This is a genomic window from Aeromicrobium sp. Leaf291, from assembly GCF_001423365.1.
In the GTDB taxonomy this organism is placed as follows: domain Bacteria; phylum Actinomycetota; class Actinomycetes; order Propionibacteriales; family Nocardioidaceae; genus Aeromicrobium.
Map to the genome: position 1 here is coordinate 361103 of NZ_LMNM01000003.1, position 20788 is coordinate 381890.

Consider the following 20788-nt stretch of genomic DNA (forward strand, 5'->3'; position numbering starts at 1 on the left):
CCCGAGCTGCTGGGCTACTGGGCGAACTCGTTGGGGTTGCGCCACGTCCGCTCGAACGGCAGCCGCCAGGCACGCGGGGCGATCAGCTGGTGCACCGAGTTCGGACCCCAGGTTCCCGGCGGGTACGGGCGCACCGGCGGCGGGTCGTCGAGCAGCGGCTGGGAGATCTCCCACAGCCGCTCGATGCCCTCCGCGGTGGTGAACAGGGTCCGCTCCCCCTTCATCGCGTCGAGGATGAGCCGCTCGTAGGCCTCGAGCACCTCGTCGGCGCGGGCCGTGTCCTGCATGGCGAACTGCATGGACAGCTTGTCCAGACGCATGCCGGGCCCGGGCCGCTTGCCGTAGAACGACAACGACATGCGCGAGGAGTCGGCGAGGTCGAAGGTCAGGTGGTCCGGACCCGACAGCCCCACCCCGGAGCCGGCGGGGAACATCGACTTCGGCGGCTCCCGGAAGGCGATCGAGATGATGCGCGCCCCCTCGGCCATCTGCTTGCCGGTCCGCAGGTAGAACGGCACCCCGGCCCAGCGCCAGTTGTCGATCTGCGCGCGGAGCGCCACGAAGGTCTCCGTCTCGGAGTCGTGCTGCACCCCGGGCTCCTCGCGGTAGCCCTGGTACTGGCCCCGCACGACGTCGGACGGCCGCAGCGGCAGCATCGACCGGAAGACCTTGTTCTTCTCCTCGCTGATGGAGTCGGAGTCGAGCGACGTCGGCGGCTCCATCGCCATGAACGCGAGGATCTGGAACAGGTGCGTCACGACCATGTCCTTGAACGCGCCCGTGCCCTCGTAGAAGCCCGAGCGGCCCTTGAGCGACAGCGTCTCGGGGACGTCGATCTGGACGTGGTCGATGAACGTGCGGTTCCAGATCGGCTCGAACAGGCCGTTCGCGAACCGGAACGCGAGGATGTTGAGGGCCGCCTCCTTGCCCAGGAAGTGGTCGATGCGGAAGATCTGCTGCTCGTCGAAGACCTCGTGGATCCGCGCGTTGAGCGAGCGGGCCGAGGCGAGGTCGGTGCCGAACGGCTTCTCCATGATGATCCGCGAGCGGTCCACCAGGCGTGCGTGCGCCAGCGTCTGCACGACGTCGATCGCGGCCTTCGGCGGCACGCTCAGGTAGTGCAGGCGCCGCGGCTCACCACCCAGCTCCGCCTCGAGGGACGCCGCCATCTCGGCCAGCCGCTCGGGGCCCTCGGACACGTTGACGTAGTGCAGCTTGGGGGCGAAGTCGTCCCACTCCGCGTCCGGGACGGGACGTCCGAACTCCTGGCAGGCCTGCTGCGCGAACGCCCGGAAGCCGTCGTCGTCGAGGTCGTCCATGGACACCGCGATGATGCGCGAGTCCGCGACCAGCCTCGAGCGCAGCAGGTGCAGCAGCCCGGGGAGGAGCTTGCGTCGGGCCAGGTCGCCGGTCGCGCCGAACAGCACGATCAGGTGCGGGTCACTCATGGTCCGAGGCTAGACCCGGTTCGTTGCGGACGGGTGAACGTCGCTCGATCGCCGCACCGAGCGACCCAACGGAGCGCCAGGGTCGACCCGGGGTGCCCCCAGGGTCGCGACCAGCGTGCTCCCCGATGCCCCAGGACGTCCTGCAGGACGAGGCTGGCCGTCATGATCACGATCGACTCCCTCACCAAGTCGTACGGGCGGTTCACCGCCGTCGACGACGTCACCTTCACCGCCCGCCCGGGGCGCGTGACCGGCTTCCTCGGCCCGAACGGCGCCGGCAAGTCGACCACGTTGCGCGTGCTGACCGGGCTCACCCCTGCGACGTCCGGCAGCACCGAGGTGTGCGGACGTCGCTACGTCGACCTGCCGAACCCCGGCCTGGAGGTCGGGGTCCTGCTCGACGCCTCAGCCCAGCACGCCGGCCGCACCGGTCGCGAGATCCTCACCCTCGCGGCCCGCACCATGGGACTGTCGCCCCGACGCGTCGACGAGATGCTCGACCTCGTCTCGCTGTCGGAGGCCGAGTCGGCGCGCCGCGTGCGTCACTACTCCCTCGGCATGCGCCAGCGCCTCGGCCTGGCGACGGCCCTGCTCGGTCGGCCCGAGGTCCTCGTGCTCGACGAGCCGGCCAACGGGCTGGACCCCGCCGGCATCCGGTGGATGCGCGACGTGCTGCGTCGCTACGCCGACGACGGCGCCACCGTGCTGCTGTCGTCGCACCTCCTGCACGAGATCGAGGTGGTCGCCGACGACCTCGTCGTCATCGGGCAGGGCCGCATCGTGGCCCAGGGCACGAAGGCCGAGCTGCTGGCCTCGGCCGGCACCGTCGTGCGCAGCCCCGACCTCCTCGCCCTGCGTGCGGCACTCGCCGCGGCGGGCCACCGCACCACCGACGTCGGCGACGGGCTGCGCGTGGACGCCGACCCCGCAGCCGTCGGCCACGTCGCCGTCACGGCGTCGATCCACCTGACCGAGCTACGCGCCGCCGACGGCGCCGGCCTCGAAGAGATGTTCCTCGAGCTGACCGCCGGGACGCAGCGCGAGGCCACGCCCACCCGCGGCACCACGACACCGGCAGGAGCCGCAGCATGAGCACCGCCACCCACCCCGCCACCGCTCCCGCTCGACCTGGCTCGCGCGCCGTGCCCGAGCCGATCCCGTTCGGTCGCGTCGTCGGGGTCGAGATGCGCAAGACGTTCGACACCCGGGCCGGCACGTGGCTGCTCGCCAGCATCGGCATCGTCGCGGTGCTCGCCACGGCCGCGGTCATGCTGTGGGCACCCGACGACGCCCTGACCTTCGAGACGTTCGGCTCGGCCGTCGGCACGCCCATGGCGGTGCTGCTGCCCGTGGTCTCGATCCTGCTCGTGACCGGTGAGTGGTCCCAGCGCAGTGGGCTCACCACCTTCACCCTCGTCCCACGTCGGGGCCGGACCATCGCGGCGAAGGCCGTCGTCACGACGATCATCGGCGTCGGCGCCATGGCACTGGCGCTCGTGGTGGCGCTCGGCGGGGCCTACCTCGGACCCGCGCTGCGTGGCACCGAGCCGGTGATCGACCTGACCGTCGGCCAGGTCGGCACGCTGGTGCTCGCGCAGGTGCTCGGCATGTTCGTCGGGTTCATGCTCGGCGTCGTCACCCGCAGCTCGGCCGTGGCGCTCGTGGCGTACTTCGTGTTCTGGGGTCTCCTGCCGACCCTCAGCCAGCTGCTCTACGCGACGCAGGACTGGTACCGCGACGTCGTGGGCTGGGTCGACTTCGGCTGGGCGCACGGCGCGCTCTACGAGGGCGGGCTCTCGGCCACCGAGTGGGCCCAGCTGGGGGTCACCGGGACGGTGTGGCTGCTCCTGCCGACCCTCGCGGGACTGTGGCTCGTGATGCGTGCCGAGATCTCCTGACGTCCGTCAGGGATGCGGCCGGCGGACCGCGGCGATCTCGGCGACGTCGAGCCGGGACAGGACGCTGTCGAGCACCTGCGAGTCGTACCGGCCCTCGGCACGCAGGTCGAGCAACGCCTCGCGCTGGTCGTCCAGCACCACACGCCTCAGCCGGGCGAAGTCGTCGAGACGCCGGTCGCGCTCGGGCCCGTCGTCGCCGGCCCACTCCCACTCCGCAGCGGGGGTGCGGCGGCGGCGCACCTGCTCCACCGCCTCGGGATCGATCGACCGGCCGTCCAGGCCGGTCTCCCGCACCTCCGTGCAGCGGGCGTCGGCCACCTCCCCCAGCGCGTCGAGGAGCGCCCGGAGCTGCCCGCGGCGCTGCTCCGTGCGGTCGGACTCGGCGCCGAGACGTCGGACCACCCACGACAACGTGCCACCCTGCACGAGCAGCGAGAGCCCGGCCACGCAGAACGCAGCGAGCACGAGCAGGCTGCGCTGCACCGTGTCGGGCGGGAGTGTCTGGGCGGCGGCGAGCGTGATGCACCCGCGCATGCCGGCCCACACGAGGACCACACCGTCGCGACGGCCCAGCCGCTGCTCCTCGTAGAAGGTGAGGTCGGCCTCGCGACGGGCGATCGCCTGGAGCGCCCTCTCGCGACGCCGCTGGGAGTGCCGTTGGGCGTCGTCGGACGCCAGGTACTCACGAAAGGTGGCCAGGCGTGGGGCATGACGTGCCGACGCCTTCCGGTCACGACGCAGCCCGAGGAGCAGGAGCCCGACGTAGAGCGAGCGCCCCACCCACAGCACGGCCAACGCGATGGCCGTCACCGTCGCGAGCCGGCTCCACGGCTGGCCCGAGGCCTCGAAGTCGGCGATGAGGGGCCGCAGCTCCAGGCCCATCACGAGAAACACCGCACCCTCCAGCAGGAAGGCGATGGTCCGCCAGTTGACCTCCTCCGCGATCCGGTCCTCCGCCCGCAGCTCCACCAGGCCGCGGGCCCCGATCGCCAGCCCGGCCACGACCACGGCCACGAGACCGGACCCGCCCAGGTGCTCGGCCGGCGCATAGGCCAGGAAGGGGACGACGAACGAGATCGACGTGGCGACGGTCGCGTCCTCCACGAGCGAGCGCACGAGCAGGCTGACCGCCGCGACCAGGGCGCCGACGAGCACGGCCACGACGACCGCCTGCACGAAGTCGAGCCCGACCTGCCAGATCGACACCGAGGCCCCCGTGGCGGCGACCGCAGTCCGCAGCAGCACGAGCGCGGTGGCGTCGTTGAGCATGCTCTCGCCGTCGAGCACCGTGACGAGGCGGGGCGCCACCCCGGTGCGACGCACGATCGACGTCGCGACGGCGTCGGTCGGGCTCACGATGGCTCCGAGGGCGAATGCCTCGGCGAAGCCGAGCCCCGGCACCACGAGCGGCAGCAGCCAGCCGAGCGTGGTGGCGGACGCGAGCACGAGCACCACCGACAGGCCGCTGATCGCCTTGAAGTCGCGACGGAAGTCCACCGTCGGCATGTTCACCGACGCCGCGTAGAGCAGCGGTGGCAACACCCCCGCCAGGATCACCTCCGGTGCGATCTCGAACCGGGGCACCCCCGGGACGTAGGAGATCGCGACACCCACGAGGACGAGGATCAGCGGCGCCGCGACCCCCAGACGTCCGGCGAGCGAGGTCGCAGCGACGATGACCAGCACGCCGATCACGGTGAGGAGCAGGAGATCCATGGGGACCAGTCTCCACGTCGGTTCTCCGATGGGCGTTGGCCCGCTGCTGCGTCGGTGCGGCTGGGGCTTCGCTCGCTCCTGCGTCGCTGTGGCCGCGAGTGGACCGGCGCTCCGAAAGGGCCTCGACCGGAGCGGTGGGTCTCGGCTCGGTCGGATGTGCGGGGCGGCTGGGTCTCCGCCCGCGGCTGCGCTGCTGTGGCTCCGAGTCGGGGCGGTCTCCGGAAGGGCCTCGACCGCAGCAGGGGGTCTGGACTCGGGTGGGACTGCGGGGCGCGGCCACGATTCTCCATCTGCGCGGGATCCACGCACGATTCGCCCTTCGCGTGGACCGTGCCTCGCGAAGGGAGCATCGTGGCGACGACTCGGGCGCCGTAGGGGCAGGGATTCTCCCTTCCCGTGGAACGGTCCGCGAGAAGGGAGAATCCCTGCCCACCCCGCGCACCGGGGACGCACGATTCTGCCTTCGCGTGCTGAAGCCCGAACGATGCTGCGTTGGTGACGGGATCCCGTAGCAAAGGCAGCATCGTTCGACCCCTCACGCACGAACGCAGAACCTTGCGTCCCCTCGAGCCACGCTCCGAGAACCCAACCGGACCCAGACCCCTCCGCCGGCCGAGGCCCACTCGGAGAACGCCCCGACTCGGCGCCGCAGTAGCGCAGCAGCGAGCGAAGACCCAGGCGAGGCGACGCACCGGGCGAGCGGAGCCTCAGCGGAGGGCACGCACCGACGACCGAAAGCCCTTCGAAGGACGCGCCCTCGGACCTCAGATCAGACGCCGGTCGCTCGCCCACTTGGTGAGCTCGTGCCGGCTCGATAGCTGCAGCTTGCGCAGAACGCTCGAGACGTGCGTCTCGACGGTCTTGACGGAGATGAACAGCTCCTTCGCGACCTCCTTGTAGGCGTAGCCGCGGGCGATGAGCCGCATGACCTCGCGTTCGCGCTCGGTCAGTCGGTCGAGGTCCTCGTCGACCTGCGCCACCTCGATCGTCCCCGCGAAGGCGTCGAGCACGAAGCCGGCGAGGCGAGGGCTGAACACGGCGTCGCCCGAGGCGACGCGGTGGAGGGCGTCGACGAGCTCGCTGCCGGAGATGTTCTTCGTGACGTAGCCGCGCGCGCCGGCGCGGATCACGCCGATGACGTCCTCGGCGGCGTCGCTGACCGACAGCGCCAGGAACCGCACGTCCGGTGCGGTGCGGTCGACCCGCCGGATCACCTCGGCTCCCCCGCCCCCGGGCATGTGCACGTCGAGCAGGACCACGTCGGGACGCAGCTCCAGGACGGCGGGGACGGCGGTGTCGACGTCCTCGGCCTCGCCCACCACCTGGAGCCGGGGGTCCTTCTCGAGCTCGGCGCGCACCCCGGTGCGGAACATGGCGTGGTCGTCGACGATGAGCACGCGCAGGGGCGCGCTGCCTCCGGGCCGGCCGGTCGGGGGACGGTCGTCGGTCATGGGGCCTCCTCGGCCTCGGGTGGAGCAGGGTCGCGGGGTGCCGGATCGGGTCGCACCGAAGAGGTCTCGCCCGCAGCGGGCGCCGCGCGTCGGGCGAGGGTGAGCGCCACCTCCGTGCCCTCCCCCGGCGTGCTGCGCACCCGGGCGGTGCCGCCATGACGCTCCATCCGGCCCACGATGGAGCCCCGGACGCCCATCCGGTCGTCGGCGATCAGGTCGGGGTCGAAGCCGGTCCCGCGGTCGCGCACGAACACCTCGACCTGCGTGCTGCCGACCTCGGCGTACACGTCGACGCGATCCACCTGGGCGTGCTTGGCGGCGTTCACGACGGCCTCGCGCGTGGCGCGGACGAGCGCCACCAGGTCGGCGTCGAGCGCCGTGTCGCCCACCACCACCAGCTCGACCACCAGCTGGTGCGTCTGCTCCACCTCGCTGCGGACCTCCCGCAGGGCCGCGGCGAGGGAGTCGCCCGGGGACTCCTCGTCCCCGTAGAGCCAGGACCGGAGCTCGCGCTCCTGACGTCGCGCCAAGGTGGCGACGGCGGCGGGGTCGTCGGCGTTCTTCTGCAGCAGCGCCAGCGTCTGGAGCACGGAGTCGTGCAGGTGCGCGGCCACGTCGGCGCGCTCCTGCGTGCGGATGCGCTCGCGGCGCTCGCTCCCGAGGGCCGTCACGAGCGAGATGATCCAGGGCCCGAGGAGCAGGAGCAGACCCACGACCGCGATGGCGAGGGCCGACCCGAGGTCGCGCACCGCGGACAGGCCACGCTCCTGCGTCACGAGGTACACGGCGCCGAGGGCGACCAGGCCGAGCCCGACCGCGACGCGGGCCACGAAGCCCCACCCTGTCGTGCGGGTGAGCCAGGTCTGCCAGGCGGCGTCGTCGATCTGGCGCCAGACGACCGCCACCCCGACCACCACGATGAGCAGCGGGATCAGCAGCGACCCGGTGAGCCGACCTCCGCCCTGCACGAGGAAGAGGACCCCGACGCCCACGGCGAGCACGGCGACGGTCTGCACGATCTCGAGGACGCCGGGGCGGCCCGCGGCGCGCATGCCACGACGGCTCGCGGACTCCAGCCCGGGCGACAGCTCCGGTCGGCGCAGTGGCATGAAGCGCCACAGCAGCAGGTAGGCCAGGACGCCGACGCCGTTGAACCAGGTGGTGACCACGAAGCCGACGCGCACCCACAGGACCGGCACGTCGAGGTGCTCGGCCAGCCCCATCGCGACCCCGCCGACGACGCGATGGTCCGCCGGACGGTAGGCGCGCCGCACCCGAGGGCGGTCGGAGGACGGACCAGGAGGGGTCCTGGCTCCGAGGGCGGTCTGGCTCACCTCGGCATCGTCACACGTGCGCGCGAGCCGGCGCCACCAGGTGTCGCACCCGTGGTCCCCCGAGGTCCCCCGGGTTCGGGAACCAGGGTCGGACCAGGGTCGCGCCCGATGGTGCCGCACGCCCTGCCCGGCCGACGATGGAGCCATGACCACGCAGCCCCCTCCCACCGACCAGGCGCCCGACCCGGGCGCGAGTCCCCACGCACCCGGCCCGCGTCGCGGCTTCCGTGCCTTCTCCGAGGTGCGCCGCAGCTCCGACGACCGGATGCTCGCCGGCGTCTGCGACGGCGTCGCCCGCCGCTTCGACATCGACCCGGTCGTCGTGCGGGTGCTCACGGTCGTCCTGTGCTTCGTGGGACTCGCCGGCGTCATCCTCTACGTCGCAGGGTGGTTGCTGCTGCCCGCCGACGACGAGCCGCGCAGCCACGTCGGTGAGTGGTTCGGGCTCGACACCAGCGAGGCGCAGGTGCGCGACACCGGACTCGTGGTGGCCGCGGTGCTGGCCGTGCTCGGTGTGCTCGGCGACGGTGGCTGGGGCTGGGGCGGGGACGGGCTGTTCTGGGCCGCGCTCGTCATCGGCGGACCTGTCGCCCTGGTCGTCTGGCTGGTCCGGCGCGGGGGCCGGCGGCGCGGGCACGAGGGCCACGGCGTCGACACCGGGTCGGACCCCGCAGGCTCCAACCGCCCGACCGTGACCGATCCCGCCACCGCGTGGTCGTCGACCCCCACCGACACGGTCGTCCTCGACACGGCCCCCGGCGAGCACCCGACCGCGGGCCTCCCACCCACTCCTCCGTCGGAGCCGCGCCGCTCGATCCAGCCCCCGCCCCCGCGGGAACCACGTGAGCCGTACAGCTGGATCCCGACGCTGCTGACCCTGTCGTCGATCGCGATCGCCCTCGCCGTGGTGCGCCTCGTGGCCGACCCGACGTGGCCGACCTACGTGGCCGTGGCCCTCGCGGTCGTCGGTCTGGGCCTCGTGCTCTGCACCTTCGCGCGAGGAGGTCTCCCGCTCGTGCTCATCGGGCTGCTCCTGCTGCCCGTGCTCGCGCTGGGCACCCTGGTCCCCACGCTTCGCGGCGGGGAGCTGGACGTCGCCCCGCAGAGCGCGTCGCAGGTCCGCGACAGCTACTCCTTCGGCTTCGGCCAGTTCGAGCTGGACCTGACCGACGTGTCCGACCCGGAGGCCCTGCTCGGGCGGACGATCGAGATCGAGACCGGCATGGGCCAGACCGTGGTCGTCGTGCCCGACGGCGTGCCCGTCGTGGTCGACGCGTCGGTCCGCGCCGGTGACCTCGTGGTCCTCGGGGAGCGCGACAGCGGGGTCGACCGGCGACTGCGGGCCTCCGCCACAGGTCCGGCCCTCACGATCGACGTCGACCACTCGCTCGGTCAGGTGGAGGTGCGTCGCCCATGACCGCCGCCGCCCACCCCCGACCCTCTTTCCGACAGGAGCACCATGACCACCTCGCCGACCTCGACCCGACGCCCCCGCGTGCGGCCCTTCAACACGCTCTTCGGCCTGTTCTTCCTCGCCGCGGCCGGCCTGTGGGCTGCGCGGGGCCAGGACGTGCTCGACGGTGACCAGATCGGGCGCGCCGTCGCGGTCGGACTCATCGTCCTCGGCGTCCTCGGCCTGGCCGCGACGCTCGTCGTCAGCCGGCGCGGCCGTGCGCCGCGGGCCGCGGCGCCTGTCGCCCCGGACGTCGCGGACTACGACGAGACCGACGACATCGATCCCGACCGCCGCGACTGACCCCCGGCGACGAGCCAACGGTCACGCGCCGCCACCGCGGTGGCGGCGTAGTCGGTGAACACCCCGTCCACCCCGGCATCGAAGAACGCGAGGTACTCGGCCTCGGCGTCGCCGCGGGCGGCCACGTCGGCGCTGGAGCGGAAGTCGGCGGGCAGGAAGTTGTTCTCGTCGCGCATCGTCCAGATGTGCACGAGCAGACCCGCGGCGTGCGCGCGCTCCACCAGGCCGGTCTCCCCGTCCAGCCAGTGACCCCGTCGCCGCGCGATGACCAGCGTCTTGTTCGGACCGATGCCGTCGACGTGGCGGGCGAGCTCGGCCAGCTGGTCGCTCGTGGTCAGGTCCGCGTAGGTGCGCGGGTCACCGGCGGCCACCAGGTCCCACGGCGCGTCCTTGCGGTCGAGCAGCTGGACGAGCGTGAGCGGTGTGCGCGGCCGCAACCCGCGCAGGTTGGCGGTCTCCATCGACTGGATCACCACCGGGACGTCGGCGTCCGGACGGTTCAGGTCGGCGGCCTCCAGCGCGTCGAGCAGCCGGTCGTCCAGGTCGAGACCCAGCCCGCGGAAGTAGGTGGGGTGCTTGGTCTCCACGTAGACCCCCACCCGACGATCGGCCCGGCGGGCGATCTCCAGGACCTCCTCGAACGTCAGCACCTGCTGCGTGCCGGCGAGGGGGAGGTTCTGCGGGCGCAGCTGCGGGAGACGCTCGCGCACGCGCAGGGTCTTGACCTCCTCGAGCGTGAGGTCCTCGGTGAACCAGCCACTCAGCCACACGCCGTCGATCCGCTTCGTGGTGCGCCGGTCGGCGAACTCCGGGCGCGCGGCGATGTCGGTGGTGTGCCCGATCTCGTTCTCGTGCCGCACGACGAGGTGTCCGTCGCGCGTGGCGACCACGTCGGGCTCGATGTAGTCGGCCCCCTGCTCGATCGCCAGCTCGTAGGACGCGCGGGTGTGCTCCAGGCGGAGGCCCGGCACACCGCGATGACCGATGACGGCTGGGACGGGTGGCCAGGGCGCCGGACCGCTCATGACATCCAGTGAAGCACTCCCGACGAGCTCGTCGGGGGACCTCGCTGCGGTCAGAGCGTCCCGGCGATGGCCGCGACGAGGGCGAAGAAGGCCAGCAGCGCCGAGATCGGCACGGTCCAGAGCGTGGCGACGACCAGGCTGACCGAGGTACCGATCTTGGGCGGCACGAAGTAGCGGGCGCGCGGGAGGTCGCCCACGCCCTCGATCCACCGCCCGGTCATGCCGACGCCCGACCACACGCCCTTGAGCCGGGACAGCACCCGCCAGCCCCCGCCGCCGGCGATCGAGGTGAGTGCGCCGCGCGTCTCGTCGACCTTGTCGCTCAGGCTCACCGCGATGCCGAGCTCGGTGGCCAGCTGCTCGGGCTCCTCGACCGCCCGGAGCACACGGTGGCGACGCGCCGCGAAGGCCGCGGGCACCAGGGCCAGCAGGACCGCGGCTACCACGAGCACCGTGCCGACGGTGCTGCCGGACGCCAGGCCGAGCGCGAACGTGGCCGCCAGGAACGGCAGGGGTGCGACCGCCAGCAGGAGCGACGGGATCCGCATCAGCCGCACGGCCGGGACGATGACGGCGACCGCACGGTGCGCGGCGTCGGCCGTCTGCCCGTCGACGCGAGTGGTCGCCCCGTGCACGGCGCGGTTGGTGCGCGCGCTCCAGCTCTCGCGTCGTGGTCCGCCGTCGTGCGTCATGGCACCAGCGTAGGTCCCGCGCCCCAGCCGTCCACCGACTGCCGCGGGGATCGCGCACGGTGGCAACGGGACGCACACGCGGTCGAAACATCGTCTCGTTAGCGTCGCGACCCTCACGCACACGAGGAGGGGACATGGCCCAGCAGGAGAAGGCTCCCACCGGAGCCTCCGGGACGGACGCGACCGCCCAGGAGTACCTGGAGAAGCGCCAGCTGAAGCAGGGAACGGCGGGATGGGTCCTGCTGGCCGGGCTGGGCGTCAGCTACGTCGTCTCGGGTGACTACTCGGGCTGGAACTTCGGCCTCGCCGAGGGCGGCTTCGGCGGCCTGCTCATCGCGACGGTGATCGTCGCCGCCATGTACCTGGCCCTCGTCCTCGGCATGGCCGAGCTGTCGTCGGCGCTGCCCGCCGCAGGTGGCGGCTACACGTTCGCCCGGCGTGCGCTCGGGCCCTGGGGCGGCTTCGCCACCGGGACCGCGGTCCTCATCGAGTACGCGATCGCCCCTGCCGCCATCGCGACCTTCATCGGCGCCTACGTCGAGTCGCTCGGCCTGTTCGGCATCACCGACGGCTGGTGGGTGTACCTGGCGGTGTACGCCCTCTTCATCGGCATCCACCTCGCCGGGGTGGGCGAGGCGCTCAAGGTCATGTTCGTCATCACCTCCGTCGCGCTCGTCGGCCTGCTCGTGTTCGCGATCGCGGCGATCGGCGACTTCGACGCCTCGCGGCTCACCGACATCGCTCCGACCGACGCCGCCGGGGCCTCGGAGCTCCTGCCCTTCGGCTACCTCGGCATCTGGGCGGCGATCCCGTTCGCCATCTGGTTCTTCCTCGCCATCGAGGGCGTCCCGCTCGCCGCCGAGGAGGCGGCCGACGCCGAGCGCAACGTGCCACGCGGGATCATCGCGGCGATGTCGGTCCTGCTCGTCACCTGCGTCGCCGTCCTCGTGCTCACGCCCGGCGCCGGGGGCGCGGAGGCGATGTCGTCATCGGGCAACCCCCTCGTGGAGGCTCTCGGCGACGGGACGGCCGCGACCGTCGTCAACTACGTGGGCCTGGCGGGGCTCGTCGCGAGCTTCTTCTCGATCATCTACGCCTACTCGCGCCAGCTGTTCGCGCTGTCGCGGGCCGGCTACCTGCCGACGGCGCTGTCGGTCACGAACCGCCGCAAGGCGCCGGTGCTGGCGCTCGTCGTCCCGGGCATCGTCGGGTTCGGGCTCTCGTTGACCGGCCAGGGTGCGCTCCTGCTCAACATGGCCGTCTTCGGCGCGGCCCTCAGCTACGTGCTGATGATGGTGAGCCACGTGGTGCTACGGGTCCGCGAGCCCGACATGCCCCGGCCCTACCGGACGCCGGGCGGCATCGCGACCACCGGCTTCGCGCTGGCCGTGGCGGCGCTGTCGGTCGTCGCCACGTTCCTCGTCGACAGCACCGCAGCCCTGTGGTGCGTGGCGGTCTTCACCGCGTTCATGGCGTACTTCGCCCTCTACAGCCGTCACCACCTCGTGGCCGCCTCCCCCGACGAGGAGTTCGCCGCACTGGCCCGCGCCGAGCAGGAGCTGGAGTGAGCGTGGCCGGTCCGGGGGCAGGGGGACCGATACGCCGTCAGAGCCTCGGCGGCACGACCTACCGTTTCGACGGTCTCGTCGACCTCATGGCGAAGGCCACCCCCGCTCGCTCCGGGGACCAGCTCGCCGGGTGTGCCGCCGAGTCCGACGCCGAGCGCGCGGCGGCCGCGTGGGCACTGGCCGACGAGCCGCTGCAGACGTTCCTCGACGAGCACGTCGTCCCGTACGAGAGCGACGAGGTCACCCGCCTGATCATCGACTCCCACGACGCCTCCGCGTTCGCCCCGGTGGCCCACCTCACGGTGGGCGGGCTGCGCGACTGGCTGCTCGAGCAGTGCACCCGTCCCGACGCCGCGACCACCCTCGCGGCCCTGGCTCCCGGACTGACGCCCGAGATGGTGGCCGCCGTCTCGAAGCTCATGCGCAACCAGGACCTCGTGCTCGTCGCCCAGGCCGCGCAGGTCGTCTCGGCCTTCCGCACGACGATCGGCCTGCCGGGGCGGATCGCGACCCGCCTGCAGCCCAACCACCCCACCGACGACCCTGCCGGGATCGCTGCTGCGACGCTCGACGGGCTGCTCATGGGGTCCGGTGACGCGGTCATCGGCATCAACCCCGCCACCGACTCCCCGCAGACCACGGCACGTCTGCTGCACCTGCTCGACGAGCTCCGTCTGCGCTTCGACATCCCGATGCAGTCGTGCGTGCTCTCGCACGTCACGACCACGCTGGACCTCATCGAGCAAGGAGTGCCCGTCGATCTGGTGTTCCAGTCCATCGCCGGGACCGAGGGGGCGAACGCGTCCTTCGGCGTCACCGTGCCGCTGCTGCTCGAGGCCAGCGCGGCAGGGCGGTCGCTCGGCCGCGGGACCGTGGGCGACCAGGTCATGTACCTCGAGACGGGGCAGGGGTCGGCTCTCTCGGCCGGCGCCCATCTGGGCACCGGTGGGAGGGCGGTCGACCAGCAGACGCTCGAGACCCGTGCCTACGGGCTGGCCCGGGCGCTCGACCCCCTGCTCGTGAACACCGTCGTCGGCTTCATCGGTCCGGAGTACCTCTACGACGGCAAGCAGATCATCCGGGCGGGCCTGGAGGACCACTTCTGCGGGAAGCTGCTGGGGCTGCCGATGGGCGTCGACGTCTGCTACACCAACCACGCCGAGGCCGACCAGGACGACATGGACACGCTGCTGACGCTCCTGGGCGTGGCCGGCGCCGCGTTCGTCATCGCGGTGCCCGGTGCCGACGACGTGATGCTCGGGTACCAGAGCCTGTCGTTCCACGACGCGCTCTACGTGCGGCAGGCGCTCGGACTACGACCTGCGCCGGAGTTCGAGGCGTGGTTGGCCGGTCTCGGCATGGTCGACGACGCGGGACGGGTGCTCCCGGTCGACCTCGGTGCCTCGCCACTGCTCTCGATCGCGGGACCGTCGTGACCGGCACTCCCCCACCGTCGCGGCCCGGGGACGACCCGTGGGACGGTCTGCGGCGCACCACGCAGGCCCGCATCGGTCTCGGACGGGCAGGCAGCTCCCTGCCCACACGACGGGTGCTGGAGTTCCGCGCCGCCCATGCCGCCGCACGCGACGCCGTGCACGAGCCCCTCGACGTCGACGCTCTGGCGGCCCGGGTCAGCGAGGTCGGCCTCGGCGAGCCGTTGTGCGTGCGCAGCCTGGCGGAGGGGCGCGCCGAGTACCTGCGCCGGCCCGACCTGGGGCGTCGGCCCGCCGACCTCGAGCACCTGCGGCAGCATCGCGGCGCCGACCTCGCGATCGTGCTGGCGGACGGCCTGTCCCCCCGCGCCCTCACCGACCACGCCATCGGTGTGCTCACGACGCTCGTCGACGCGCTCGGGGGGCTCTACCGGATCGCCCCACCGGTGATCGCCACGCAGTCGCGCGTGGCGCTCGGTGACCACGTCGGCGAGGCGCTCGGCGTGCAGTCGCTGCTCGTCGCCATCGGTGAGCGGCCGGGTCTGTCGGTGGCCGACAGCCTCGGGATCTACCTGACGCACGACCCCAGGCCCGGCCGCAGCGACGCCGAGCGGAACTGCATCTCCAACATCCACCCGCCCGAGGGGCTGGGCTACGACGCGGCCGGGCGGATCGCCGTGGCGCTCGTGCAGGGCTCGCGGCAGCTCGGGCGGTCGGGGGTGGCGCTCAAGGACTCCTCCGCCGCGCAGGCGGTGGAGGCGGCCGAGGCAGCCGCCGTCGAGCACGTGCCGTAGACCTCGCCCCGTGCCCTAGGGTGCTCGCGTGGCCGTCGTCCTGTCCCTGATCTCCGCGCTCGCGTACGGCGTCTCGGACTTCCTCGGTGGGCTGTTCGCCAAGCGGTCGGGCCCGTGGCAGACCGCCGTCGTCGGGCAGCTGTCGTCGACGGTGTGCGTGGCCGCCGCCGCAGCGGTCGTCGGGGGCGCCGCGGTCGGGTCGGACTGGGCCTGGGCGTCGGCCGGCGGCGTCGGGGCCGGCGTGGGTGCAGCGGTGCTGTACCGCGGTCTCGCCGGCGGACGGATGAGCGTGGTGGCCCCGTTGTCCGCGGTCGTCTGCGCCCTGCTGCCCGTGGCGGTCGGTCTCGTCACGGGTGACCGGCCGAGCGCGCTGGCCCTGGCCGGGATCGTGGTGGCCTTCCCCGCGATCGCCCTCGTGTCGCGCGTGGTCGAGGAGGACGCGGTCGCGGCGGCCGCGCACCGCGGGGGCGTTGTCGACGGCCTGCTGGCCGGCGTCGGCTTCGGCGTGCTGTTCGTCGCGCTCGGGCAGGTGGGCGACGACGCCGGGCTCTGGCCGCTCGCCCTCGCCAACGCCGTGGCCATGCTCGCCGTCGTGGCCGTCGCCGTGACGGTGCGTCAGCCGTGGGTCCCTCGCGAGCCCGCAGCGTGGCGCGCACTGGCGATGGGACCTCTCGGGGCCACCGCCACCGCGGCCTTCCTGCTCGCCACGCGCGAGGGCCTGCTGTCGGTGGTCTCGGTCATCTCGGCGCTCTACCCGGCCGCGACCGTGCTTCTGGCCACGCTGGTGCTGAAGGAGCGCATCCAGGCCTGGCAGGGCGTCGGCCTGGCCCTGGCCGCCACCGCGGTCACCCTCGTCGCGCTGGGCTGACCGAATCGTCCGTCGGCAGCGTCGGCAACGGGCCTTCGCGTGCTGCTGCGTCGCTGCCGCTGGGCTTTCGCCTGCTGCTGCGCCGCTGAGGCTGCGAGTCGAGCTGCTCTCCGAAGGGCCTCGACCGGAGCGTTGGGACTGGTCTCGGCTGGGTCTGCGGGGCGCGGCCACGATTCTTCATCTGCGCGTGATCCACGCACGGTTCTTCCTTCTCGTGGACCGTGCCTCGCGAAGGAAGAATCGTGGCGACGACCAGGGGCCCCGGAGGGGCAGTGATTCTCCATCGTCGTGGGACGGTCCACGAGAAGGGAGAATCTCTGCCCACCCGACGCACGAGACGCCCCCGGTGGACGCAGGATTCTGCCTTCACGCGCTGAAGCCCCAACGATGCTGCGTTGGTGACGGGATCCCGTAGAGAACGCAGCATCCTCCGCCCTCTCCCTCACGAACGCAGAATCCTGCGTCCCCGGAGCCGCGCTCCGAGAGCCCGGCCGAGCCCGGACCCGTCCGCCGGTCCAGGCCCTCTCGGAGACCGACCCGACTCGCAGCCGCGGCGACGCAGCCGCAGGAGTGGGCCACCCCGACCGACGCAGCCGCAGGACGGGCCCGAGCCGAGAGGGCCCGCCTACTTGAGGAACTTGCTGGTCGACCGGTCCTTGAGCGGCTTGCCCCCGGTCTGGCAGGTGGGGCAGTACTGCAGCGAGGAGTCGGCAAAGACGACCTCGGCAACCGTGTCCCCGCAGACCGGGCACACCTCGCCGGCCCGGCCGTGCACGCGCATGCGGGAGCGCTTGGAGTCCTTGAGCTCCGAGGCGGGCTTGCCGTGCGCCTCGGCCATCGCCTCGGCGAGCACCGACGCGATCGCGGCGTCGAGCCGACCAACCTCCTCGGCGTCGAGCTCGGAGGCGAGCGCGAACGGCGACAGCTTCGCGGCGTGCAGGATCTCGTCGCTGTAGGCGTTGCCGATGCCGGCCACGATCTTCTGGTCGCGCAGGAACCTCTTGACCTGCATGCGTCGGCCCTCGAGCAGGGGCGCCACCGAGAAGCCCTCGGCGAGGGGGTCGGGGCCCAGAGCCGCGATGCCGGGCACGTCCTGCGGGTCGCGCACCGCGTACAGCGCGAGGCCCTTGCGGGTGCCGGCCTCCGTGACGTCGAAGCCGACGTGGGGTCCGTCGCCGTGGTCGAGCCGGACCCGCGCGGCGAGAGGGCCGGCACCCATCTTGAGGCGCTTGTCGGTGAGGTGGTCGGACCAGCGCAGCCAGCCCGCCTTGGCCAGGTGGATCACGAGGTGCAGACCGTCGACGTCGAGGTCGACGAACTTGCCGTGCCGGTGCACGCCCGTGACCTGGAGCCCGGCGAGGGCCGAGACGGGCGGGTCGAACGTCTTGAGCACGGCGAACGACGCCAGCTCGACGTCGGCCAGGACGGCACCCACGGCCCGTTCACGCAGGAAGACCACGAGCGCGTCGACCTCGGGCATCTCGGGCACGCTCCGAGCCTACGCCCCGGGACCGACCACGCGGCGCGACCCGAGGGCGGTGTCAGTCGGTGTCGTGCCGGGCGTAGAAGCCCTCCATGGCGGGCCACGACGTCCGACGCGCGGCTCGTCCGGTGAGCACGCCCAGGTGACCCCCGGGCGCCTGGACGAGCTGCACGTCGGGCGATCCCGTGAGCAGGTCCACGAGGTGGCTGACGGCCCCGGTCGGCGCGAGCGTGTCGCCCAGCCCGGCCACCACGAGGACGGGAACGTCGATCCGGGCCAGCTCGATCGAGCGGCCGCCCAGATCCACGACGCCGGTCGCGAGCGCGTTGCTGCGCACCACCACGTGGTACAGCTGCCCGAACGTGCGCCCCGGGTAGGCGTACATGTTGTCGGTGAACCGGTCCACCGCCTCGAGCTGGGCGAGGAAGTCGCGGTCGTCCGCATGCGTGAGCATCGAGATCGGCTTCGTCAGGTACTTGTCGATCGCCGAGATCTGGAACCCCAGACGGGTCAGAGGGGCCGGCACCCCGCCGAGCGTGCGGTACGCGGCACTGACCAGACCGCTCGCGACCGCGTTGACCGGACGCGTGATCGCGATCAGCGGCACCTGGGTCAGGTCGAAGGGCGAGGCGACCGCCGTGGCCGACGCCAGCGGCAGGGACGGATCGGACGCGGCCGTGAAGATGGTGAAGATCCCACCCAGCGACCAGCCCGCCATGTGGACCGGCCGGTCGCCGGCGTCGGCGTGGACGTGGCGGACCGCCTGCGGGATCACCGTGTCCACCCAGTGCTCGATGCCGAGCTCGCGGTGCTCGAAGCTGACCGGTCCGTAGTCGACCAGGTACACGGGACGTCCCTGCTGCACGAAGTACTCCACCACGCTGCACCCGCGGCGCAGGTCGAAGGCCAGCGCCGGCGCCGCGAGGGGCGGGACGAACAGCAGCGGCTCGCCGTGCTGCTCGAGGCCCGGGTACGGGTCGTAGCGGAAGAGGCTGGCGTGCTCCGTCACCTTGATGAGCGTGCGCGGGGTCGGCCGCAGGTCGGCGATGCGACGTCCCTGCGCCTTGTCCCGCAGGTTCACCGCCGCCCCTGCGAGGTCACGGGGCACGCGGACGCGCGGGACGAGCGGGAGGGACATGACTCGCGATGATGCCAGAGGCCGCCCTGCCCCGCCGGGGAACGCCTCCGGGGGTCGCAGAGCGGATCACGTGAAGGTGAGCACCAGGAGGGAGAGGTTGAGCGCGATCACGACGGCCGCCACGGCGCACGCCGCCACCGTGGTGGCCACTCGGTTCACGTGCTCGCCCATCACGGACCTGCTCGCGGTGAGGCGCACGAGGGGCACGAGCGCGAACGGGATGCCCAACGACAGCACCACCTGCGACACGACCAGGGCACGGCTCGGGTCGATGCCGAGCACGAGCACGACCAGGGCCGGGATCACCGTCACCACCCGCCGCAGCAGCAGCGGCACACGGATCCCGAGCAGACCCTGCATGACCTCCGCGCCCGCGGCCGCCCCCACGGCCGTCGAGGCGAGGCCGGACCCGAGCAGGGCCACTGCGAACAGCAGCGCCACCCCCGCCCCGAGCTCCGACGTGACGAGCGCGTGCACCCCCGTCAAGGTGTCGGTGCCCGGCAGACCCTGCAGGCCTGCCGCGGCGACGAGCAGCAGCGACAGGTTGAGGACACCGGCGAGCAGCAGCGCGAGCACGACGTCGGTCCGCGTGGCGCGCAGCAGCCCGGCCACCGACACCTCGCGGCCCCGTGCGCCGAGCCGGCCCGACGTGAGCCCCGAGTGCAGGTAGATGACGTGAGGCATCACCGTGGCGCCGATGATCCCCGACGCGAGCAGCACGCTCTCGGCGCCCGCGAACGTCGGCACGAGGCCACCGGCCACCTCCGACGCGGCCGGTGGGTTGACGACGAGGCCGGCCACGAACCCGACGGCGATCATCGCGAGGAACCCGAGGATCGTGCGCTCGAGCGCACCCTGCCCGCGGGCGTCGCCGATCCTGAGCACGAGCAACGAGACCCCTGCCGTCAGCACGGCGCCGACCACGAGCGGCAGGTCGAACAGCAGGGACAGCGCGATCGCGCCCCCCACCACCTCGGCGAGGTCCGTGGCGATCGCGATCGCCTCGGCCTGCACCCAGTACGCCAGGCGTGGACCCCGACGCAGCCGCTGCCCGACGTGGGTGGCGAGCGACGCCTGCGTGACCAGCCCCAGCTTCGCCGAGAGGTACTGCACCAGCACGGCCATCAGGTTCGCGAGCACCACGACCCACACCAGCGTGTAGCCGAACCGGGCCCCGGCGGTGACGTTGGTGGCCACGTTGCCGGGGTCGACGTAGGCGACCGCTGCCACGAAGGCCGGCCCGAGCAGGACCATGCGGCCGCGCAGGGTGGACGCCGTCAGCATGGCCGCAGCGTAGCCACCGCTCGCGCGGCTCCCGCGCGAGGACCGACCCCCGGCGGGGGCGATCCCGCACTACCGTGGTCGGGTGTCGCGACCTTCGCACCGCTCCCCCGGCGTCCTGGCCGTCCTCGTCCTGACCGTCGTCGTGCTGGCGACGTCCGTGCTGGTCGGCTGCTCCGGGCCGGACCGAGCGGACGACGCGCCGGCCACGCGCACGCCGACGCCGACGAGCGCGCCCGCGGAGACCGAGACCGCGCCGACGCCGACCCCGACCCCGACCCCCACGGCGCCGACGGTCGGCGAGGTCTCCGACGCGCGGTGGGCGGCGATGGTCCGCACCGGTGCCTGGCGGCCCGGGTGCCCCGTCGACCGCGACGACCTGCGCGAGCTGGAGGTCACCTACGTCGACTTCGAGGGCGTGGACCGCCGAGGGGTGCTGGTGGCGAACCGCGACGTCGTCGGGAGCCTCGGCCGCATCTTCATCACGCTGCACGAGCGCGGCTTCCCGATCGAGCGCATGGACCCGGTCGAGGCCTTCGACGGTGACACGTTGAAGAGCCTGCAGGCCAACAACACCTCCGCGTACAACTGCCGCCGCCCGGACCAGATCAACGCACCGGTGCTGCAGTCGCCGCACGCGAACGGCCGCGCGATCGACATCAACCCCGACCTCAACCCCTGGATGGACCTGCGCTGCCGCTGCTGGTCACCGCGCGCCACCCACGCCGAGCGGACTCCGGCCCCCGGGAAGATCCTGGCCGACGACGCGACCGTCCGGCTCTTCGAGGACGAGGGCTGGATCTGGCAGAACATCGACGTCGCCGACTACATGCACTTCGACACCGGCTACCCGTCGAAGGCCTGGACGAGCCCCCGCGACTGACTCCTCGCCGTCCGCGGACA

The 20788-nt window shown here is 72.8% G+C and carries 18 protein-coding genes; 9 read left to right on the top strand and 9 right to left on the bottom strand.

All coding sequences use genetic code 11. The annotated features are described in order from the left end of the window. Positions 1-14: 14 nt before the first annotated feature. Positions 15-1448: a glucose-6-phosphate dehydrogenase gene (zwf, locus tag ASF35_RS15430; RefSeq protein WP_055969392.1), complete on the bottom strand. Its 1434-nt coding sequence runs from the start codon at positions 1446-1448 to the stop codon at positions 15-17. A gap of 162 nt (positions 1449-1610) precedes the next feature. Between zwf and ASF35_RS15435 the strand changes: the two genes are divergently transcribed. After that, the gene (locus ASF35_RS15435; protein WP_055969395.1) at positions 1611-2540 is read left to right on the top strand and encodes an ABC transporter ATP-binding protein; all 930 of its coding nucleotides are present in this window, start codon (positions 1611-1613) and stop codon (positions 2538-2540) included. Beyond that, positions 2537-3346, top strand: a complete 810-nt coding sequence (locus tag ASF35_RS15440; protein WP_055969398.1) for an ABC transporter permease — start codon at positions 2537-2539, stop codon at positions 3344-3346. The genes ASF35_RS15435 and ASF35_RS15440 overlap by 4 nt, the downstream gene beginning before the upstream one ends. Positions 3347-3352: 6 nt before the next feature. Here ASF35_RS15440 and ASF35_RS15445 read toward each other — a convergent pair whose 3' ends face one another. From ASF35_RS15445 to ASF35_RS15455, 3 genes are all read right to left on the bottom strand, one after another. After that, positions 3353-5062: a sodium:proton antiporter gene (locus ASF35_RS15445; protein WP_055969402.1), complete on the bottom strand. Its 1710-nt coding sequence runs from the start codon at positions 5060-5062 to the stop codon at positions 3353-3355. Positions 5063-5826: 764 nt separating this feature from the next. Next, positions 5827-6513 carry a response regulator transcription factor gene (locus ASF35_RS15450; protein WP_055969405.1) on the bottom strand — a complete coding sequence of 229 codons (687 nt, stop codon included), beginning with the start codon at positions 6511-6513 and terminating at the stop codon, positions 5827-5829. Then, positions 6510-7847, bottom strand: coding sequence for an ATP-binding protein (locus ASF35_RS15455; RefSeq protein ID WP_235499166.1), 1338 nt, complete (start codon positions 7845-7847; stop codon positions 6510-6512). Before ASF35_RS15455 ends, ASF35_RS15450 begins: the two co-directional genes overlap by 4 nt. 145 nt (positions 7848-7992) lie before the next feature. Between ASF35_RS15455 and ASF35_RS15460 the strand changes: the two genes are divergently transcribed. Together ASF35_RS15460 and ASF35_RS15465 are read left to right on the top strand one after the other, a co-directional pair. Continuing rightward, complete coding sequence (locus ASF35_RS15460; RefSeq protein ID WP_055969408.1) at positions 7993-9264, top strand: PspC domain-containing protein; 1272 nt, start codon at positions 7993-7995, stop codon at positions 9262-9264. A 42-nt stretch (positions 9265-9306) separates the two neighbouring features. Next, a complete protein-coding gene (locus ASF35_RS15465; RefSeq protein ID WP_055969411.1) occupies positions 9307-9603 on the top strand; it encodes a hypothetical protein in 297 nt (98 codons plus the stop codon). Here the strand turns inward: ASF35_RS15465 and ASF35_RS18385 are convergent. Next, positions 9561-10628 (bottom strand): glycerophosphodiester phosphodiesterase family protein, encoded by a 1068-nt coding sequence (locus ASF35_RS18385; RefSeq protein WP_055969413.1) that lies wholly within the window; start codon positions 10626-10628, stop codon positions 9561-9563. The genes ASF35_RS15465 and ASF35_RS18385 overlap by 43 nt on opposite strands. A gap of 50 nt (positions 10629-10678) precedes the next feature. Continuing rightward, positions 10679-11320, bottom strand: a complete 642-nt coding sequence (locus ASF35_RS18390) for a hypothetical protein (protein ID WP_055969416.1) — start codon at positions 11318-11320, stop codon at positions 10679-10681. 134 nt (positions 11321-11454) lie between these two features. Here ASF35_RS18390 and eat point away from each other — a divergent pair, with 134 nt between their 5' ends. From eat to ASF35_RS15495, 4 genes are read left to right on the top strand one after another with little or no spacing between them, the layout of a single operon-like run. Beyond that, positions 11455-12888, top strand: coding sequence for an ethanolamine permease (eat, locus tag ASF35_RS15480; RefSeq protein WP_055969419.1), 1434 nt, complete (start codon positions 11455-11457; stop codon positions 12886-12888). Between the two features lie 2 nt (positions 12889-12890). Then, on the top strand, positions 12891-14324 hold the full coding sequence (locus tag ASF35_RS15485; RefSeq protein ID WP_255354078.1) for an ethanolamine ammonia-lyase subunit EutB: 1434 nt from the start codon (positions 12891-12893) through the stop codon (positions 14322-14324). Continuing rightward, the gene (gene eutC, locus ASF35_RS15490; protein ID WP_055969422.1) at positions 14321-15115 is read left to right on the top strand and encodes an ethanolamine ammonia-lyase subunit EutC; all 795 of its coding nucleotides are present in this window, start codon (positions 14321-14323) and stop codon (positions 15113-15115) included. Before ASF35_RS15485 ends, eutC begins: the two co-directional genes overlap by 4 nt. A gap of 28 nt (positions 15116-15143) precedes the next feature. Further along, positions 15144-15983 (top strand): DMT family transporter, encoded by an 840-nt coding sequence (locus tag ASF35_RS15495; protein ID WP_055969425.1) that lies wholly within the window; start codon positions 15144-15146, stop codon positions 15981-15983. Between the two features lie 625 nt (positions 15984-16608). Here ASF35_RS15495 and ASF35_RS15500 read toward each other — a convergent pair. The 3 genes from ASF35_RS15500 to ASF35_RS15510 all read right to left on the bottom strand — a co-directional run bounded on the left by ASF35_RS15500 (position 16609) and on the right by ASF35_RS15510 (position 19888). Then, positions 16609-17472 carry an Fpg/Nei family DNA glycosylase gene (locus ASF35_RS15500; RefSeq protein WP_055969428.1) on the bottom strand — a complete coding sequence of 288 codons (864 nt, stop codon included), beginning with the start codon at positions 17470-17472 and terminating at the stop codon, positions 16609-16611. Positions 17473-17524: 52 nt separating this feature from the next. After that, on the bottom strand, positions 17525-18604 hold the full coding sequence (locus ASF35_RS15505) for an alpha/beta hydrolase (protein WP_055969431.1): 1080 nt from the start codon (positions 18602-18604) through the stop codon (positions 17525-17527). Between the two features lie 66 nt (positions 18605-18670). After that, positions 18671-19888 carry an Nramp family divalent metal transporter gene (locus tag ASF35_RS15510; protein ID WP_055969435.1) on the bottom strand — a complete coding sequence of 406 codons (1218 nt, stop codon included), beginning with the start codon at positions 19886-19888 and terminating at the stop codon, positions 18671-18673. 82 nt (positions 19889-19970) lie between these two features. Between ASF35_RS15510 and ASF35_RS15515 the strand changes: the two genes are divergently transcribed. Next, the gene (locus ASF35_RS15515) at positions 19971-20768 is read left to right on the top strand and encodes a M15 family metallopeptidase (protein WP_235499168.1); all 798 of its coding nucleotides are present in this window, start codon (positions 19971-19973) and stop codon (positions 20766-20768) included. Positions 20769-20788 lie beyond the last annotated feature (20 nt).